Raw genomic sequence first — 17,549 nt, 5'->3', positions numbered from 1 at the left:
TTGAACCCGTTATTGTTGTTTGTTTGTAAATGCTTCATGAAGTGCAGATAACTCACGTTCGAGCTCTCCTAACATTGCTTTCCCTTGCTCTTCTGCAATAAGACCAAGGCGAACCGCAAAATCGACCTCGCGGGATAGTCCAAACATTTGTGTGTCTAAAACTTCTTCATATAATGGACATTGCGGCATTGTAAGATGGTCCATTTGCACCTTAATAAGTCTTAAAATCTTCTCTGCATCCGCTTGTAGAAGGGCTAGTGCCTTTTCCTGATGATTTGAAACTGTCTCAGACGCCAAATTGATTCCCTCCGTTTCCGTCCTACTCTCTCATATCTATTAATATTAGCGATAGTTTTAATAAATTGCAATAGAAACATTTTTTGTGACAACAGTGTCTAATACTATTATACTGAAAAGTGGGAGTATAACACAAATGGGGGAACAACAATGAGCGAAATTTTATTTATTAATGGAAAAGTACGTTTTCCAATCACTATTGATCCAACTGTTTGGATTTTTGACGATCGAAAAGTAGATTTGACAACTTACTTTGATGAAACTAGAGAAAACACGTCTGAACTAGAAGCTTACTTAAAGAACACTTCAGAACATTGGGATCGTGAAATCCGTGATGGTGCTGCCTTCCCGCCAATACAACAAAGTGTAAAGAAATATAAAAAAGAACAGCTGATTACTGGGACATTTGGTATACCATTTCATCCATTTCTTGCTAACGCCGAAATTTTAGAGGACGCTATGCAAGTTGAAATTGAAACAGTAGATACTACCATTACACTACCATTAGAAACGGTCAACAAGGCCATTCTTGGTTTTTCAAAAGAAGGAAAACCATTAAAAGAGGACGGACCTGTACATCTATATTTCAATGATGGATCTAATAGACAAAATCCAATCCGTAACATCCGTAAATTCACAATTATTTAACGAGTATACTAAAAAAAGGAGTGAGCTGAAGCTCACTCCTTTTTATAATAAATCCGCTGCTAGTTGAGCTAAATTCGAGCGCTCCCCTTTAACAAACTTTACATGACCACTAATACGTTGCTCTTTAAATTTCTCGACAACGTATGTTAAACCGTTATTATATTCATCTAAATATGGATGATCGATTTGCTGAGGATCTCCCATTAATACAATCTTACTTTTCTCTCCTACTCTCGTTAATATCGTCTTCACTTCATGCTTCGTTAAATTTTGTGCCTCATCAATAATAATGAATTGGTCTGGAATACTTCTGCCACGTATATAAGTAAGAGCCTCTACTTCAATCGAACCCATTCCAGCTAAAATAGCATCTAATTCCCCTGGCTTTTTCGTATTAAATAAATACTCTAGATTATCAAAAATCGGCTGCATCCATGGTCTTAACTTTTCTTCTTTTTCTCCTGGTAAATAACCGATATCTTTTCCGACTGGAACAATTGGTCTTGCAACAAGTAATTTTTTATATAACCCTAAATCTTCCGTTTGCATTAATCCCGAAGCTAACGCAAGTAACGTTTTTCCTGTACCAGCTTTCCCCGTTAACGTTACAAGCGGAATATCTTCGCGAAGCAACAATTCTAATCCCATTATTTGCTGCACGTTTCGTGGTCGTATCCCCCACACTTGCTCATTGTGAAAAATAAGTTTCTTCACCTTCTTACCTAAGTGATCTACAATGCCAAGTGCAGAACTAGAACCCCCAAGTGCATCCTTCATTACCACAAACTGATTTGGATAAAAAGGATGATTTGCAATTTCAGATAAAGGTAATTCACCTTTTTCATAAAAATAATCCAATTGTTCTTTTGATATATACCCTTCTAAAAAACCTGAATATATATTATCTACTTCAATTACGCGATCACTCAAATAATCTTCAGCCTTCAATCCAATTGCATCAGCTTTTACCCTTACGAGCACGTCTTTACTTACTAAAATAACAGACTTCCCGTCCTCTTTTTCTTGTTCTTCTAAAGATAGATTTTTTGCTACTGCTAAAATTCGATTATCATTTGTTTTTTCTACAAAAATATCTTGTAGTTGAACAAATGAACGATGATTTAATTCAATACGAAATGTACCGCCGTTTTCTAGCGGAATACTTTCATGCAGCTTTCCTATTTCACGAAATTTATCTATTAACTTAGATACATAACGAGCATTTCGTCCTACTTCGTCCATATAACGTTTCTTCGAATCAACCTCTTCTAATACAACTGCCGGAATCACTACTTCATTGGTTTCAAATGAAAAAATAGATAAAGGATCCTGCAAAAGTACATTCGTATCTAACACATAAATTTTATCCAACCTGTTACCCCCTGACTCCACTTTTAAATTTGTAGAACAAGGGTTTCATCCATAAAATATGGACGAACCATTGTTATAATTATATGTACCGTATAAACGAGGTAGAATCGAAAATTATAGCAATTAAACCTTTTCTTTATTTTTTATTCATTTCTATTCAATATATTACTTTTAATTTTAATTATTAACGTTAAACCACAATAACTGATTCCAAAAGTTAATGAACAATTTTCTTATTCATCTCACTTATAATTCTTTTATCCCTACCAACACTTGGTTATCCAGTTTTTTTGCTGCCCGAAGATCGTATGTTTTTTCATATTTTGGTTCAATTGCAAGTTTTGCTCCATAAAACATAACATCACGTACTTCTTGCACACTTACTTCTATTACAGCTAATTTTAGAGGAATGCCTTCCATTCTATCTGTCAAAATTTCACCTGCACCACTTATGGAAAATACGGATCCATTCGCCATTATAGTCAATACCACTCCCGGATTGCGCCTTATATTTTCCACAATACGTGAACGTTGATCTACCGCAAATCGAATACTAGTTTCACTCACTGCATACACCCAAGAAATAGCACTTACGTTAGGAACTTGTTTTTCGAAATCTGTTGTTGCTACCATAACAATACATTCTTTACGGAACGTTTGTACTAAATCATCTGTTAATGTAGGCTCTACTACATTCGCCATATTTCCACCTCCAAATATACTTAATATATCCTTATCATAACTTATTTTTCGAATTGCGAAAATATTATTTTTTCCTCCTATTATTCAAAAACATCATACTTCCATGATATACTTATACCGATAGAATTCGTATTGAGGTGACGAAATGAGAGTCAAATGTATGATCTGTGATAAAAAAGATATGTTAGATGACGAAAATCCTACGGCAAAAAAACTGCGTAATCGCCCTATTCATACATATATGTGCATGGAATGTTCGGAACGAATTGCAGAGCGTACGATGGAACGTCATGCAAGTGGTAATTTCCGATTATACCGTGATAAAAAAGTTGAAGACGATTGGTAAAATATAAATAAGTCCTTAATCATATCGATAAGGACTTATTTATATTTTTCAGGTTCACGATTCATCTGATCCAAAAAACAATCAATAGCTTCTAATGGAAATCTCACAGATTTTCTTTCCCCATCAATTTCATATGTAATCAAATACATTTCCTCATTCTTTTTAACTTCCACATCCCTTAATTTATGTTCTTCATATATCATATTTTGAAATAACAAATACGTTTCTTTCGCAGCACTATCATCGGGGCGTGCTTCCGCAACTGTTTTAATCGTTAACCAATTATATAGTGCATCTTGTACTGAACGCATGTCATTAATTCCCCCTCATCCTACTTTTTCTTGTTTTGCTTGACGTAAGCGCAATCTATAAATTCCTAGTACAATTGCTGCTACAACAAGCCCCTCCCCAACAGGTAAAAATACAGCAAAAAAGGTTAACACTGTACATCCAATTGCTAAAGAAATATATATCACGATATTTTTTAGTACAGATAATTTTCTAGCAAATCCTAAATTATAAACGAGAGCACTTAATATAATAATCGTTCCATAAAGTAACCACATTCCTAACTCTGGATTTTCATCCACCTTACATAATTTAGCAAAAAAAGACATCCTTTCTAACACACTCTTCCCCCCTAGCTATAAAAACAAGTTTTCTTTATACACTTAATACAAGAGTAACTCGCAAAAAAAATACTGTCCACAAAAAAGAATAAATATTCTAAAAATAAATAAAAACAAAAAAACAACTACCTTTTGGAAAGGTAGTTGTTTTTTGTTTTTACGCTTCTACAGATTTCTTTTTCTTAGCAGCTCTTTCGCGCTCGCTCTTATCAAGAATCTTTTTACGTAGACGAATTGATTCCGGAGTCACTTCACAGAACTCGTCATCGTTTAAGTACTCTAATGACTCTTCTAAAGTCATTAAGCGTGGTTTTTTCATTGTTGAAGTTTGGTCTTTCGTTGCAGAACGAATGTTAGTTTGTTGTTTCATTTTTACAACGTTAACTGTTAAATCATTTTCACGTGTATGTTCTCCAACAATCATACCAGCATATACTTCTGTACCTGGTTCAACGAAGATTACACCGCGATCTTCAACTTGCATAATACCGTATTGTGATGCTTTTCCTGTTTCAAGTGAAACTAGAACACCTTGACGACGTCCACCTACTTGTCCAGCGTGTACTGGTTGGTAGCAATCGAATGTATGGTTTAAAATACCGTAACCACGAGTTAATGTTAAGAATTCTGTTGTGTAACCAATTAAACCACGTGCTGGAACCATGAAAGTAAGGCGAACTTGACCGTTTCCGTTATTCACCATATCTAACATTTCACCTTTACGTGCACCCATTGATTCCATAATAGAACCAGTGTATTCTTCAGGCACATCGATTTGTACGCGCTCTACAGGCTCACATCTTACGCCATCAACATCTTTAATAATTACTTCAGGCTTAGATACTTGTAGTTCATAACCTTCACGACGCATGTTTTCAATTAGGATAGATAAATGTAACTCACCACGTCCAGATACGATCCACGCATCAGGAGAATCTGTATTATCTACACGTAAACTTACATCTGTTTCTAATTGTGAACGAAGACGCTCTTCAATTTTACGAGATGTAATGTATTTACCTTCACGACCTGCAAATGGGCTGTTATTTACAAGGAATGTCATTTGTAGTGTTGGCTCATCAATACGTAATAATGGTAAAGCCTCTTCATGCTCAACTGGGCATACTGTTTCACCAACGTTAATGTCTTCCATACCTGAAACAGCTACTAAATCTCCAGCTTTTGCTTCTTCAATTTCTTGACGTTTTAATCCAATGTAACCAAATAATTTCGTTACACGGAATTGTTTTACACTTCCATCAACCTTCATTAATGCAACTTGTTGTCCTACTTTCATAGTACCGCGGAATACGCGTCCAACTCCGATACGACCAACATAGTCATTGTAATCAAGAAGTGCTACTTGGAATTGAAGTGGCTCTTCACTGTTATCAACTGGTGCTGGAATATGTTCAATAATTGTGTCAAACAATGATTTCATATTCTCTTCTTGATTTGCTGGATTTGAATCTAAGCTTGCTGTTCCGTTCATTGCTGATGCAAATACAACTGGGAACTCTAATTGATCTTCGTTTGCACCAAGCTCGATGAATAAGTCAACAACTTCATCAACCACTTCGTCAGGGCGAGCAAAGTCACGGTCAATTTTGTTTACAACTACGATTGGTGTTAAGTTTTGCTCAAGAGCTTTCTTTAAAACAAATCGTGTTTGTGGCATACAACCTTCATATGCATCAACAACAAGTAGAACACCATCAACCATTTTCATGATACGTTCTACTTCTCCACCGAAGTCCGCATGACCAGGTGTATCTAAAATGTTAATTCTTTTATCTTCATAGTGAATCGCAGTATTTTTCGCTAAAATTGTAATACCGCGTTCTCTTTCTAGATCATTTGAGTCCATTGCGCGTTCTTCAATATGTTCATTCGCACGGAACGTCCCCGCTTGACGTAATAACTGGTCAACAAGTGTTGTTTTACCATGGTCAACGTGGGCAATAATTGCTATATTTCGTAAATCTTGTCGTTTTTTCAACATGTCCAACTCCTAATGTCTTTTTAATCCTTCTCTATTATAAGAGCGAAGGGGATACAATGGCAATCAAAATAAAATCAAGAATGAAAATATAGTTGTATTCTTACTTTTGTGAAAGTAAAATGAGATTGGAGGGTGAAGAAATGGAACACATTCAATATCGCTTTTTATTAACTGCAATTATCGGTGTTATTTTCTTAATCGGTATCGGCATTATGGTTGCTGAAAATAGTCCCATTGGTATTATTATTTGCATTATCGGCACATTTGTTACAGTTGGATATGGTTTTGTAACAAAAAGAAAAATGCGTAAATCGCAATAATGTTAAAAAGTAAGAAGCTTGTATATAGCCTCTTACTTTTTTTGTTACTGCGATATAAATGATAATACTTCCTCATATACTCCCGGTTTTGCAACTAATACACTGCTTTTCTCTATAATAGACAGCGGAGCTCCGGAGAATGTTGTCACCTTTCCTCCAACTTCCTCAACTATGATCTGCCCCCCACCAAAATCCCATGGTGATAATCTCGGCGTTACATATGCATCTATTCTTCCCGTTGCAACGTATACCATTTCTAATGCTGCACAGCCATATGATCTCGTACCCCTTGCTTTCTTAACAAGTGCCATCATACTTTCCATATTAAGCAATGGATTGTCGGTAAGCCATATCGCATTTAAAGCTATAATACCATTCTTTACTGTTCCTTTTTCCAATAGAGGAATTGGCGTATCATTACAAAACGCTCCAACTCCCTTTACCGCATGATATAATTCATCATGAACAGGATCATAAATAAGACCAATTTTTCCGATACCGTTCTCATAAATTCCAATTGAAATTGCGAAATTTCTTTTTTGATGTACAAAATTCATTGTACCATCAATTGGATCAATTAACCAAACAACCCCGTCAGAAGAAGTTATCTCATCTCCATAGCCTTCTTCTCCTAAAATATTATGGGTTGGGAATGTTTCTTTAATTTTCCCAATTAAATACTGTTCTATTTCCCGGTCCATGTTTGTTACTAAATCAGCTGCATTTGATTTCGTTTCTATAATAAGTGCTTGTTTCAGTGATGCCATTAAGCGCTCTCCTGCATCTCGAATCCACCGTTTGGCGTGTGCATCGATATCTTTCCATACCTCTTGCATGTTTAAACACTCCGATCTATACTGTTCACAGAAAAAACGAACCCTTTATAAGGTTCGCACCAACTAATTTTTTATACATATACTATTATTACGCTTCTAAACGAATCATTTCAAGTCTCAACACTTCTAATTTTTGTACGCACTCTTCTTTTTTCTGTTTGTCATCCTCCATCATTGCATCATATAAAGTTGCTAATTCATAATCTAGCTCCAAACGTAGCACCGGTATTCTCTTTTCAGCATCTGTTCTCTTTAACGCATTAATCACCTGTCTCATATTATTTGCCTCCTCCCAATATTCGTCTGCCCTCGGACTAGAATTAATTCAATTTTCTGATTTTTTGTTTTATACTATACTATGTTGGATAAATCATCTATGCAACAAAATTATATTTTTTTATTTAAATTTTTTTGTGCTGTTTTTTTTATGAATAGTACAAGCTATGCTAAAATAAAAACAAAATAGGAGTTGGAGGAACAATCATGACACTACAAACATTCAAATCAACTGATTTTGATGTCTTTACAGTTGATGGTCTCGAAGAACGAATGAGTACAATTAAAACGAACATTCATCCTAAGCTAGAAGCTTTAGGGGAACAGTTTGCAGAGTATTTATCCAAACAAACTGATGAGAACTTTTTTTATCATGTTGCAAAACATGCACGCCGCAAAGTCAATCCACCAAACGATACTTGGGTTGCTTTTTCAACAAATAAACGAGGATATAAAATGCTACCACATTTTCAAATTGGTTTATGGGGTACTCACGCCTTCATATACTTTGGTTTAATCTATGAGTGTCCACAAAAAGTGGAGACGGCTCACGCCTTCTTAGAACATTTAAATGATTTAAAAACAAATATTCCAAATGACTTCGTTTGGTCCATTGACCATACTAAACCAAGTGTAAAATTGCATAAAACGCTTGAAACAGAAGACTTACAAAAGATGATTGAACGTTTAGCTACTGTGAAAAAAGCAGAACTATTAGTTGGTATTCATATATCACCAGAGGAGTTTTCAGCAATGACCAACGAACAATTCCTTGCTAAGATTGAATCTACGATGCAATCACTCCTTCCTTTATATGCACTTTGTAATCGATAGTAGAAAACGGACAATTTATATTGTCCGTTTTTAGTTGTTATCACATTATATCACTTCAGTTTTTATTTTTCAAAATATTTTTACATTTTTACAAGCTTTTGTTCTTCGACTTCTTTCGCCCTTTGAATAGTACGATATATAGAATATCCACTTACGTCCTGAAACTCTTTATCAATTTTCTTTTCTTCTGCTTTTGATGGAACAATCTCTTTAAAACGACGATATAATCCCATTAATTCTTCTCTTCTAATTCCTTTTTCATATGCCTTCTCAATTGCTTCATAAAACTTCACAATGGCAACCATTTCTTCATTTGACCAATCGTAATCTAACGGATATTGATATTCCATTTTGCACCTCATTTATCATTTCTACGTGTTTCATTATGCTATCTTAAAGAGAATTTTTTATTCTTCATTATAGCCACTCTGCATTATACACTATTTATTCATTTTAATGGAATTGTCTTCCTCTATGAGTTGACTTGGAAATAACTATTACACATACTCACCATAAAAATATTTTTTTATATACATCTATAATTATTGGTGATATAATGCTTTTGTTTTATAGAAAATAAAGTGTGACTACCATCCAAAAGGATTTTGTGAATGGCAGGAAAACAAGTCTCGTTTTAAAAGTTAATTACCTTACTTTCCTTTTAGAATGAGATGAAATCATATAAAACAAATTCTAATAAATATTACAAAAAAGAAGGGGTGTATAGATTGTCCCAATACGAAACACCATTGTTTACCGCTTTAGTTGAGCACAGTAAGCGAAATCCAATCCAATTCCATATTCCTGGTCATAAAAAAGGACAGGGCATGGATCCTGAATTTCGCGAATTTATTGGGCATAACGCATTAGCAATTGATTTAATTAATATTGCGCCACTCGATGATTTACATCATCCAAAGGGTATGATTAAAGAAGCACAGGATTTAGCTGCTGCTGCATTTGGTGCAGATCATACTTTCTTTTCTATTCAAGGTACAAGTGGCGCTATTATGACAATGGTGATGAGCGTTTGCGGTCCTGGCGACAAAATCCTAGTACCACGAAACGTGCATAAATCAGTAATGTCAGCTATTATTTTCTCAGGTGCAAAACCTATTTTCATGCATCCTGAAATCGACCCAAAACTTGGTATTTCTCATGGAATTACAATTCAATCTGTCAAAAAAGCACTTGAAGAACACTCAGATGCCAAAGGCTTACTTGTTATTAATCCAACCTACTTTGGCTTTGCTGCAGACTTAGAACAGATTGTACAATTAGCACATTCGTACGATATCCCTGTACTAGTCGATGAGGCTCATGGTGTTCATATTCATTTTCACGATGAATTACCGATGTCAGCGATGCAAGCTGGTGCAGATATGGCAGCAACAAGTGTTCACAAATTAGGAGGCTCTTTAACTCAAAGTTCTATTCTTAATGTGAAAGAAGGTCTTGTGAACGTAAAACATGTTCAATCTATTATTAGCATGCTTACGACTACATCAACTTCTTACATCTTATTAGCATCTCTTGATGTTGCAAGAAAACGTCTTGCTACAGAAGGAACAGCGCTCATAGAACAAACAATACAATTAGCTGAACATGTTCGTGATGCTATAAATGCTATTGAGCACCTTTACTGTCCTGGAAAAGAAATGTTAGGTACAGACGCTACTTTTAACTATGATCCTACAAAGATAATTGTGTCTGTGAAAGATTTAGGTATTACCGGCCATCAGGCTGAAGTATGGCTTAGAGAGCAATATAACATTGAAGTAGAACTCTCCGATTTATACAACATACTATGTCTTATCACTTTTGGAGATACAGAAAGCGATACAAATACGCTTATTGCAGCATTACAAGATTTAGCGGAAACATTTAGAAATAGGGCAGATAAAGGTGTTCAAGTACAAGTAGAAATTCCAGAAATACCGGTGCTAGCACTTTCTCCACGAGATGCTTTTTATTCAGAAACAGAAGTCATTCCATTTGAAAATGCGGCAGGTCGTATTATAGCTGATTTTGTTATGGTTTATCCACCAGGGATTCCAATCTTTACTCCGGGGGAAATTATTACACAAGATAACTTAGAGTATATTCGTAAAAATTTAGAAGCAGGTTTACCTGTACAAGGTCCTGAAGATATGACATTACAAACATTACGTGTTATTAAAGAGTACAAGCCTATCAGTTGATAGGCTTTTCTTTCACCTTTTTTCCCTTTCTTCATACGCTACTAAAGAATGTAACGTATAGGTGGGGATACCATTATGATTGTAATAGGTCGTTCTATTGTACACCCTTATATCACAAATGAATATGAGCCATTTGCAGCTGAGAAGCAACAAATTTTATCCATAATGGCAGGAAATCAAGAAGTTTATTCCTTCCGAACTGCTGACGAACTCAGCTTTGATTTAAATTTGCGAGTTAATATTATTATTTCTGCATTAGAACTTTTTCAAAGTGGATTTCAGTTTCGTACGTTTCAACAATCCTTTTGCAACCCTCAGTTTTGGAAAAGAACATCTTTAGGGGGATTCCAACTACTTCCAAATATACCACCTTCTATTGCCATACAAGATATTTTCAAAAACGGGAAACTATATGGGACTGAATGCGCAACCGCTATGATAATTATTTTTTACAAAGCTTTACTATCATTGTATGAGGAAGAAACCTTCAATCGCCTCTTTGCAAATCTTTTACTTTATACTTGGGACTACGATCAAGATTTAAAACTCATAACAAAAACAGGTGGCGACCTTGTTCCTGGCGATCTCGTTTACTTTAAAAACCCACAAGTGAATCCAGCTACGATTGAGTGGCAAGGAGAAAACACAATCTATCTAGGAAATTTCTTTTTTTACGGACATGGCGTAGGTGTAAAAACAAAAGAAGAAATTATCTACTCATTAAATGAACGACGCGTCCCTTACGCTTTTATTTCAGCTTTTTTGACCGATACTATTACTCGTATTGATAGCCGTATAATGAGTCAATACGCCTCTCCAAACACACCACAAACAGCCATAGGGTTTATTCCGATTAGAGATGATGCAATCGTTGCTACAGTTGGCCATACAACTACAATTTATTAAAAAAAGCGCCTACACATGTAGGCGCTTTTTTTAATAATTAAGCTTTTGTATGTTCTTTATGGTCACATTCGCAATGAGATCCACATTTCCCATATAATACTGTTGATTTTTCATCTTCAAAATGTGCGATTGTTCCTTCACATACTTGGCATACGATTGTTCCCATTTTTCATTTCCCCCTGATTTTTAATAGTAATCTACTTATTTATCATTAAGCTTTCGCATTATCTCTATTAGCACAATCACAATTTGTACCACATTTCCCGTAAAGTACTGTCGTTTTCTCATCTTCAAAATGTGCGATTGTTCCTTCGCATACTTGACATACGATTGTTCCCATTTTTCATTTCCCCCTAAGTTTATGGTCCTAAAAACTTTCAGTTGTCCATGTCCTATCAATTATTGGGCTTTTGTATGCTCTGTGTGATCACATCCGCAAGATCCACATTTCCCGTAAAGTACCGTTACTTTCTCATCCTCGAAGTGTGCAATTGTACCTTCACAATCTTGACATACGATTGTTCCCATTTTTCATTTCCCCCTAAGTTTATAATCCCAAAAACTTTTGTAACCGCTTAACTTTCTGTCTTTATTTTAATATGTTATACTTTTTACGTCAATAGGTTTTTAGTATAACACATTAAATATTTTAATTTTAAATTAGTATGCGATATTAACATAAAAAAACAGCCATATTTATACGTACGACTGTTTCAAATTAATTATTCTTCATATTCTGCATGCAATGAAGTAGATGGAACGAGAAATTTAAAAAACTGAGCTAACTCCGCTGCTTCCTCTTGAGATCCTAACTTGAAAATTTCCTGCATATATTGCACATTCTCTACATCATCTTGTCCCAGTAAAGTAGACCTTCCCGTTTGCATACAAACAATGAGTGGCTTTCCAAAAAACATATTTGTATAAACAATCCCAAAGTCATAACGAGTATCATGTGTCATAAATCCTAAAAATCGTACCTTCACACTTTCATGCTCATCATACAATTTTTCAAACATTGGTTTCCACCTCTCTACATCACCTTTCCTACTCATACATATATTAAACAAAAAAAGCAATACTCCTTTTAATTGTCAAAAAATTCAGTAGGTTGTAGAATGATATTATTCTACTAAGCTAGGGGGAACTTATATGCAACATGCCTTTATTACGCTTGTACCTAAATCCAATCAACACTCTGTTTCAACAGATGATATAAAACAACTTTTTCAGTACTATAAAACAGTTACTTCCCAAACCGGAGTTCAAATTAATTACGCTTATACAAATACCGCTTTTCCTTATGAAATTTTAGATACATCAGCAACAACATTAAAGCTTCAATCCAGTCATGATCGATATGACTCAATTTATGTCGGTGTTGGAATAGAAAATGAACAATCTTTCATTCAAATTTCTTTACCCTCTAATGCAACATTTGGTGATAAAGGAAAAGCAAATGAATTTTGCCGTTTTCTAGCGAAGAAATTAGAAGGAGAATTACAATTATTTAATGGAAGGATAATGTATTTCTATAAACGTTAGTTTAAAAACAAAAATAAACGATTAGAAAAATCATACTATTCGTGCAAGTAAGAAGCATTGCTTTTCTCCTTGCACTTAGTATGACATACGCTATCACATACGCTAAATAAAAAAATATGAGAAAAAGAAAAATTTTATAATGAAGTTTATCACGACTTGACAATAATAACACTGCTGAAAATCCACTCCATAAAACTAGATGTAAAAATGAAACTAGCGTAATTTTCATAGCGTTACCTCCTATTTCTTCTATTATATTGTGCAGCCCATCCCTCTCCTTATTTTAAAAACAAACTTCTACGTGTATAAAATATTTGAAGCTTCTACTTACTCTATGATTTATCTTCTACCATTTATGTAAGCTCTTAACTATTTTATATGCCAAAGCTTCCTCGTTTTTTACGTTACATTCTCTTTCTTTCCTTACAATATAGATTATTCCATTAGTAGCGTGGTATAATTCCTTTGGATTAACTATAGAAAGGAATCAATGATACATGGTATTTAGTAACCTATTTTTTTTATGTCTTTTTTTACCTGCAATTCTTCTAGTGTACTATTCAGTACGTAAAGAATTACAAAACATCGTTCTTTTGTTATTTAGTTTATTATTTTATGCCTGGGGAGAGCCTATATATGTCTTCCTTATGCTTTTTTCTATTTTCATTAACTATTGGTTCGGGTTATGGCTTAATAAAGGACAAATATCTAATACAAATAGAAAACTCATTCTTACTATAGCAATCGTTGTCAATATTGCTATACTAGGATATTTTAAATACGCTAATTTCTTAGTAGATAATATAAACGGGATTTTTCATACAAACATTGTACTCGAAAAAATCCCATTACCAATCGGGATTTCATTTTTCACTTTCCATGCAATGAGTTATATTATTGATATTTACAAAAGAAAAGTAGAGGCTCAGCGAAATCTGTTTGATTTGGCGCTATACTTTACTATTTTCCCTCAATTAGTTGCGGGACCAATTGTGCGGTATAACACAATAGCTCATCAATTACATGTTAGAACCGTTAATGCTGATATGTTTTCAGAAGGCATTCGTCGTTTTATCCTTGGATTAGGAAAAAAAGTTTTGATTGCAAATCAATTGGGAGCTATTGCCGATGAAATATTTGCAATGGACCCAGCAACAATGAGCGTATCTACTGCTTGGATTGGTGCGATCGCTTATACATTACAAATTTATTTCGATTTTTCAGGCTACAGTGATATGGCCATTGGATTAGGAAAAATGTTCGGGTTTGATTTCTTAGAAAACTTCAATTATCCGTATATATCAAAATCGATTTCTGAATTTTGGCGTCGCTGGCATATTTCCCTTGGTTCATGGTTCCGTGATTATGTCTATATCCCACTAGGTGGCAATCGAGTATCTAGCTGGAAAATCTATCGTAATCTCTTTATAGTATGGGCGCTAACAGGTTTTTGGCATGGGGCTAGTTGGACATTTATGATTTGGGGTATCTATTACGGATGTTTAATTGCTTTGGAAAAATCCGGGTTTGAGAAAATCTTGCAAAAATTATGGTGGCCAATTCAACATGTATACGTGCTGTTTTTAGTGATTATCGGTTGGGTTTTCTTCAGAGCTGACAACTTTAGCTACTGTTCTAAATTTTTACAAGCAATGTTCGGATTAAATGGATCGTTGACTGACATTACTAGTTATTTCTATGTAATGAATTATTGGGGAATCTTTATACTTGCAATAGTGACATCAGCTCCAATTTTCTCTTGGATTAAGACTCTATTTGTAAATAAAAAGATAGTAATTTTATCTCCACTTTACTATTTGAGTGTTTTAATCATTACTATGATGTACTTAACGAATGCAACTTACAATCCATTTATTTACTTCCGCTTCTAAAGGAGGGCTAACTATGAAAAATTTAACTAATCGTATATTAATCACTGGATTTCTCGCTATTATTTTCGGGATGTGTATATGGACAGCCAAAATAATATATTGGGATAAAAAAAGTTTTTCTAATTTTGAAAACAGAGAATTAGCTTTAGATCCAGTCCTAACTATGGATACTATAAAATCCGGAAAATATTTCAAAGATACTGAATTACACTTTACAGATCATATTGCCGCACGAGATAAATTTATTGAAACTTACACAAAGTTACAATTAAAATTCAATCGAACTTTTGTAAATAATAATTTCGTCGCAGATGACGGTTTCATTTTGTCTGCACCTACAAATATTGATATGCGTGATCAAATAAAGCAATCTGTAAGTGAACTAGACAACTTAAGAAATCAATTTACAAAAACAGAATTTTATTTCCTGTTAGCTCCAAGTAAACTAACGACATTTTCGTATAAGTACCCACCATATGTAGATCGTGGGTATGATCAAAAACATCGTGATTATTTTGTACAAGAATTACAGAAAATAAATTTCCCATTTATTGATGTTCTACCTGCTATTCAAAAAGAATTTACTCACGAACAATTAGAAGAACTATACTTTAAAACGGATCACCATTGGAATATGAAAGGTGCGTTTTATGCATATGAACAAACAATGAATTACATTGCTAATCACTCTAAAGTATTTACAGGAAATGTTGTTAATCGAGATGATTATAAAACCACTATAGAAGAACCTAATGGGCAATTTATCGGTAGTTGGAATAGACAATTATACAAATTAATAAAAACACCTGAAACAATTCCATATGTACAATTAAAAGAAAACCCAAATGTGTGGGATAATTATACTGTCTATCTCGGTCCAAAATCAGAAGAAACAAGTAAAATACCGATGAAAGAATTCTTTGCAGTGAACAAAAAGAAGCTTTCACCAGACTATGCATCGGTTTATCAAACAGACTATTCACAGATTAACATCTTAAATCCAAATGCAAAAAGTAAATTGCATGCTGTCATTATTAAAGATTCTTATGCAGATGCAACTTATCCTTTATTCGCACAAGAATTCGAACAAACAACTTTTATTGATCCACGATTTGGGGCAAGTAAAAATATTAAACAAGATCTTGAAAAACTAAATGCTGATATCGTCTTATTTCTTTATAATGACACTAGTACAAGTAAAGAAATGTATCAATTTGAAAATAAAGAATAAAAAACAAGAGGTGATTCATTCCGATTTACCTCTTGTTTTTCTATTCATATAACACATACATAAAAAAACGTCTTCTAAATTTAGAAGACGTTTTTTTATTATTTTACAATGTGAATTGGCATTCCAAGAGCAACTTCAGCTGCTTCCATTGTGATTTCACCTAATGTTGGGTGAGCGTGGATTGTTTGAGCGATATCTTCAGCTGTCATTCCAGCTTCGATAGCTAAACCAATCTCAGAGATAATATCAGAAGCACCTGCGCCTGCAACTTGAGCACCTACAAGAAGACCATCTTCTTTACGTGTTACAAGTTGTAGGAAACCGTCAGTGCTGTTTAATGATAACGCACGACCGTTTGCAGCGAATGGGAACTTAGATACAGTTACAGTCATTCCTGCTTCTTCAGCTTGTTTCTTAGTGTAACCAACAGATGCTAATTCTGGATCAGTGAAGCATACTGCAGGAATTCCGATGTAATCGATAGCTGATGCATGGCCACTAATTGCTTCAACAGCTACTTTACCTTCGTAAGAAGCTTTGTGAGCTAATGGTGGTCCAGGAACGATATCACCGATTGCATAGATGTTTGATACGTTTGTACGGCATTGCTCATCGATTTCGATGATACCGCGGTCAGTCATTTTAACTCCAACTTGCTCAAGACCGATTTCTTGAGTGTTTGGACGACGACCTACAGTTACTAATACGTAATCTGCTTCTACAGTTTGGATTTCACCTTTAACTTCAAAGCTAACTTTTACGCCAGTTTCTGTTTCTTCAACGCCTTTAGCCATAGCTTTTGTATGGATATTTACGTTACCTTTTTTCTGTAGAGCACGTTTAACAACAGAGCTCATAGCTTTTTCGAAACCAGCTAAGATTTCGTCGCCAGCTTCTACTACAGTAACTTCTGTACCGAAGTTAGCATATGCAGTACCTAATTCCATACCGATGTAACCGCCGCCGATTACAACAAGTTTTTTAGGAATTTCAGGTAAGCTTAAAGCACCTGTAGAGTTGATAACACGTTTAGAGTATTTGAATCCTGGAATTTCGATTGGTGTAGAACCAGTTGCAAGAACAGCATTTTTAAACGTATAAGTTTGAGCTGCATCTTCAGTCATAACGCGTAATGTGTTAGCATCTACGAAGTAAGCTTCACCGCGAATGATTTCAACTTTATTACCTTTAAGAAGGCCTTCAACACCGCCAGTTAATTTCTTAACTACGCCGTTTTTCCATTCTTGAACTTTTGTAAAGTCAACTTTTACGTTCTCTGCAGTGATACCCATGTCATCAGAATGCATTGCATTCTCATAACGATGACCTGCATTGATTAACGCTTTTGAAGGAATACATCCAACGTTTAAGCATACGCCACCAAGGTTAGCTTTTTCAATAATTGCTACCTTTTGACCTAATTGTGCTGCACGAATTGCCGCAACGTATCCACCAGGACCTGCACCAACAACGACTGTATCTAATTCAATTGGGAAATCTCCTACTACCATTG

General features: G+C 34.7%; 24 protein-coding genes. 9 read left to right on the top strand and 15 right to left on the bottom strand.

Annotated features, from left to right (window positions below):
- Positions 1 to 9: 9 nt before the first annotated feature.
- Positions 10 to 297, bottom strand: coding sequence for an Fpa/YlaN family protein (locus A6J74_RS24840; protein ID WP_000135695.1), 288 nt, complete (start codon positions 295 to 297; stop codon positions 10 to 12).
- A 150-nt stretch (positions 298 to 447) separates the two neighbouring features.
- Between A6J74_RS24840 and A6J74_RS24835 the strand changes: the two genes are divergently transcribed.
- Positions 448 to 945: a hypothetical protein gene (locus A6J74_RS24835; protein ID WP_001289791.1), complete on the top strand. Its 498-nt coding sequence runs from the start codon at positions 448 to 450 to the stop codon at positions 943 to 945.
- A gap of 42 nt (positions 946 to 987) precedes the next feature.
- On the opposite strand, the gene A6J74_RS24830 is transcribed toward A6J74_RS24835, so the two are convergent.
- Positions 988 to 2,316 carry a PhoH family protein gene (locus tag A6J74_RS24830; protein WP_000358079.1) on the bottom strand — a complete coding sequence of 443 codons (1,329 nt, stop codon included), beginning with the start codon at positions 2,314 to 2,316 and terminating at the stop codon, positions 988 to 990.
- A gap of 246 nt (positions 2,317 to 2,562) precedes the next feature.
- A complete protein-coding gene (locus tag A6J74_RS24825) occupies positions 2,563 to 3,018 on the bottom strand; it encodes a pyridoxamine 5'-phosphate oxidase family protein (RefSeq protein ID WP_000024575.1) in 456 nt (151 codons plus the stop codon).
- A 145-nt stretch (positions 3,019 to 3,163) separates the two neighbouring features.
- Between A6J74_RS24825 and A6J74_RS24820 the strand changes: the two genes are divergently transcribed.
- Complete coding sequence (locus A6J74_RS24820) at positions 3,164 to 3,364, top strand: YlaI family protein (protein ID WP_002093346.1); 201 nt, start codon at positions 3,164 to 3,166, stop codon at positions 3,362 to 3,364.
- Between the two features lie 35 nt (positions 3,365 to 3,399).
- On the opposite strand, the gene A6J74_RS24815 is transcribed toward A6J74_RS24820, so the two are convergent.
- The 3 genes from A6J74_RS24815 to typA all read right to left on the bottom strand — a co-directional run bounded on the left by A6J74_RS24815 (position 3,400) and on the right by typA (position 5,995).
- The gene (locus tag A6J74_RS24815; RefSeq protein ID WP_001258146.1) at positions 3,400 to 3,675 is read right to left on the bottom strand and encodes a hypothetical protein; all 276 of its coding nucleotides are present in this window, start codon (positions 3,673 to 3,675) and stop codon (positions 3,400 to 3,402) included.
- 15 nt (positions 3,676 to 3,690) lie between these two features.
- Positions 3,691 to 3,993: a YlaH-like family protein gene (locus A6J74_RS24810; RefSeq protein ID WP_000893661.1), complete on the bottom strand. Its 303-nt coding sequence runs from the start codon at positions 3,991 to 3,993 to the stop codon at positions 3,691 to 3,693.
- Between the two features lie 157 nt (positions 3,994 to 4,150).
- Positions 4,151 to 5,995 (bottom strand): translational GTPase TypA, encoded by a 1,845-nt coding sequence (gene typA, locus A6J74_RS24805; protein ID WP_000914753.1) that lies wholly within the window; start codon positions 5,993 to 5,995, stop codon positions 4,151 to 4,153.
- A 140-nt stretch (positions 5,996 to 6,135) separates the two neighbouring features.
- Here typA and A6J74_RS24800 point away from each other — a divergent pair, with 140 nt between their 5' ends.
- Positions 6,136 to 6,315: a DUF5325 family protein gene (locus A6J74_RS24800; protein WP_000400129.1), complete on the top strand. Its 180-nt coding sequence runs from the start codon at positions 6,136 to 6,138 to the stop codon at positions 6,313 to 6,315.
- 44 nt (positions 6,316 to 6,359) lie between these two features.
- Here A6J74_RS24800 and A6J74_RS24795 read toward each other — a convergent pair whose 3' ends face one another.
- Both A6J74_RS24795 and A6J74_RS24790 read right to left on the bottom strand, forming a co-directional pair.
- Positions 6,360 to 7,151 carry an inositol monophosphatase family protein gene (locus A6J74_RS24795; protein ID WP_001158714.1) on the bottom strand — a complete coding sequence of 264 codons (792 nt, stop codon included), beginning with the start codon at positions 7,149 to 7,151 and terminating at the stop codon, positions 6,360 to 6,362.
- 88 nt (positions 7,152 to 7,239) lie between these two features.
- Positions 7,240 to 7,428, bottom strand: a complete 189-nt coding sequence (locus A6J74_RS24790; RefSeq protein ID WP_001250164.1) for a hypothetical protein — start codon at positions 7,426 to 7,428, stop codon at positions 7,240 to 7,242.
- A gap of 206 nt (positions 7,429 to 7,634) precedes the next feature.
- On the opposite strand from A6J74_RS24790, the gene A6J74_RS24785 reads away from it, so the two are divergent.
- Complete coding sequence (locus tag A6J74_RS24785) at positions 7,635 to 8,261, top strand: YktB family protein (protein WP_000175081.1); 627 nt, start codon at positions 7,635 to 7,637, stop codon at positions 8,259 to 8,261.
- A gap of 80 nt (positions 8,262 to 8,341) precedes the next feature.
- On the opposite strand, the gene A6J74_RS24780 is transcribed toward A6J74_RS24785, so the two are convergent.
- Positions 8,342 to 8,611 carry a UPF0223 family protein gene (locus A6J74_RS24780; protein ID WP_000456543.1) on the bottom strand — a complete coding sequence of 90 codons (270 nt, stop codon included), beginning with the start codon at positions 8,609 to 8,611 and terminating at the stop codon, positions 8,342 to 8,344.
- A 378-nt stretch (positions 8,612 to 8,989) separates the two neighbouring features.
- Here A6J74_RS24780 and speA point away from each other — a divergent pair, with 378 nt between their 5' ends.
- Together speA and A6J74_RS24770 are read left to right on the top strand one after the other, a co-directional pair.
- The gene (speA, locus tag A6J74_RS24775; RefSeq protein WP_000084886.1) at positions 8,990 to 10,462 is read left to right on the top strand and encodes an arginine decarboxylase; all 1,473 of its coding nucleotides are present in this window, start codon (positions 8,990 to 8,992) and stop codon (positions 10,460 to 10,462) included.
- Positions 10,463 to 10,537: 75 nt separating this feature from the next.
- Positions 10,538 to 11,368: a protein-glutamine gamma-glutamyltransferase gene (locus A6J74_RS24770; protein ID WP_000635336.1), complete on the top strand. Its 831-nt coding sequence runs from the start codon at positions 10,538 to 10,540 to the stop codon at positions 11,366 to 11,368.
- 37 nt (positions 11,369 to 11,405) lie between these two features.
- Here the strand turns inward: A6J74_RS24770 and A6J74_RS24765 are convergent, their stop codons facing one another.
- The 4 genes from A6J74_RS24765 to A6J74_RS24750 form a co-directional block, all read right to left on the bottom strand.
- Positions 11,406 to 11,534 (bottom strand): GapA-binding peptide SR1P, encoded by a 129-nt coding sequence (locus tag A6J74_RS24765; protein ID WP_000536785.1) that lies wholly within the window; start codon positions 11,532 to 11,534, stop codon positions 11,406 to 11,408.
- Positions 11,535 to 11,579: 45 nt separating this feature from the next.
- A complete protein-coding gene (locus A6J74_RS24760) occupies positions 11,580 to 11,708 on the bottom strand; it encodes a GapA-binding peptide SR1P (RefSeq protein WP_000536788.1) in 129 nt (42 codons plus the stop codon).
- A gap of 59 nt (positions 11,709 to 11,767) precedes the next feature.
- Entirely contained in the window at positions 11,768 to 11,896 is a 129-nt protein-coding gene (locus tag A6J74_RS24755) for a GapA-binding peptide SR1P (protein WP_000536778.1), read from the bottom strand.
- A gap of 194 nt (positions 11,897 to 12,090) precedes the next feature.
- On the bottom strand, positions 12,091 to 12,387 hold the full coding sequence (locus A6J74_RS24750) for a DUF3055 domain-containing protein (RefSeq protein WP_000462031.1): 297 nt from the start codon (positions 12,385 to 12,387) through the stop codon (positions 12,091 to 12,093).
- A 133-nt stretch (positions 12,388 to 12,520) separates the two neighbouring features.
- Here A6J74_RS24750 and A6J74_RS24745 point away from each other — a divergent pair, with 133 nt between their 5' ends.
- Positions 12,521 to 12,913 (top strand): DUF1885 family protein, encoded by a 393-nt coding sequence (locus tag A6J74_RS24745; RefSeq protein ID WP_001163290.1) that lies wholly within the window; start codon positions 12,521 to 12,523, stop codon positions 12,911 to 12,913.
- A gap of 1 nt (position 12,914) precedes the next feature.
- On the opposite strand, the gene A6J74_RS24740 is transcribed toward A6J74_RS24745, so the two are convergent.
- Positions 12,915 to 13,142, bottom strand: a complete 228-nt coding sequence (locus tag A6J74_RS24740) for a hypothetical protein (protein WP_000705227.1) — start codon at positions 13,140 to 13,142, stop codon at positions 12,915 to 12,917.
- Between the two features lie 268 nt (positions 13,143 to 13,410).
- Here A6J74_RS24740 and A6J74_RS24735 point away from each other — a divergent pair, with 268 nt between their 5' ends.
- A complete protein-coding gene (locus A6J74_RS24735) occupies positions 13,411 to 14,805 on the top strand; it encodes an MBOAT family O-acyltransferase (RefSeq protein WP_000232073.1) in 1,395 nt (464 codons plus the stop codon).
- A 13-nt stretch (positions 14,806 to 14,818) separates the two neighbouring features.
- Positions 14,819 to 16,036, top strand: coding sequence for a DHHW family protein (locus A6J74_RS24730; protein ID WP_000793843.1), 1,218 nt, complete (start codon positions 14,819 to 14,821; stop codon positions 16,034 to 16,036).
- Positions 16,037 to 16,134: 98 nt separating this feature from the next.
- Here A6J74_RS24730 and lpdA read toward each other — a convergent pair whose 3' ends face one another.
- Positions 16,135 to 17,547, bottom strand: coding sequence for a dihydrolipoyl dehydrogenase (lpdA, locus tag A6J74_RS24725; protein WP_000260107.1), 1,413 nt, complete (start codon positions 17,545 to 17,547; stop codon positions 16,135 to 16,137).
- Positions 17,548 to 17,549 lie beyond the last annotated feature (2 nt).

The organism is Bacillus sp. FDAARGOS_235, from assembly GCF_002073415.2.
In the GTDB taxonomy this organism is placed as follows: domain Bacteria; phylum Bacillota; class Bacilli; order Bacillales; family Bacillaceae_G; genus Bacillus_A; species Bacillus_A toyonensis.
The sequence above is the reverse complement of the archived record's forward strand: the minus strand, read 5'-3'. Positions and strand labels throughout refer to the sequence as shown.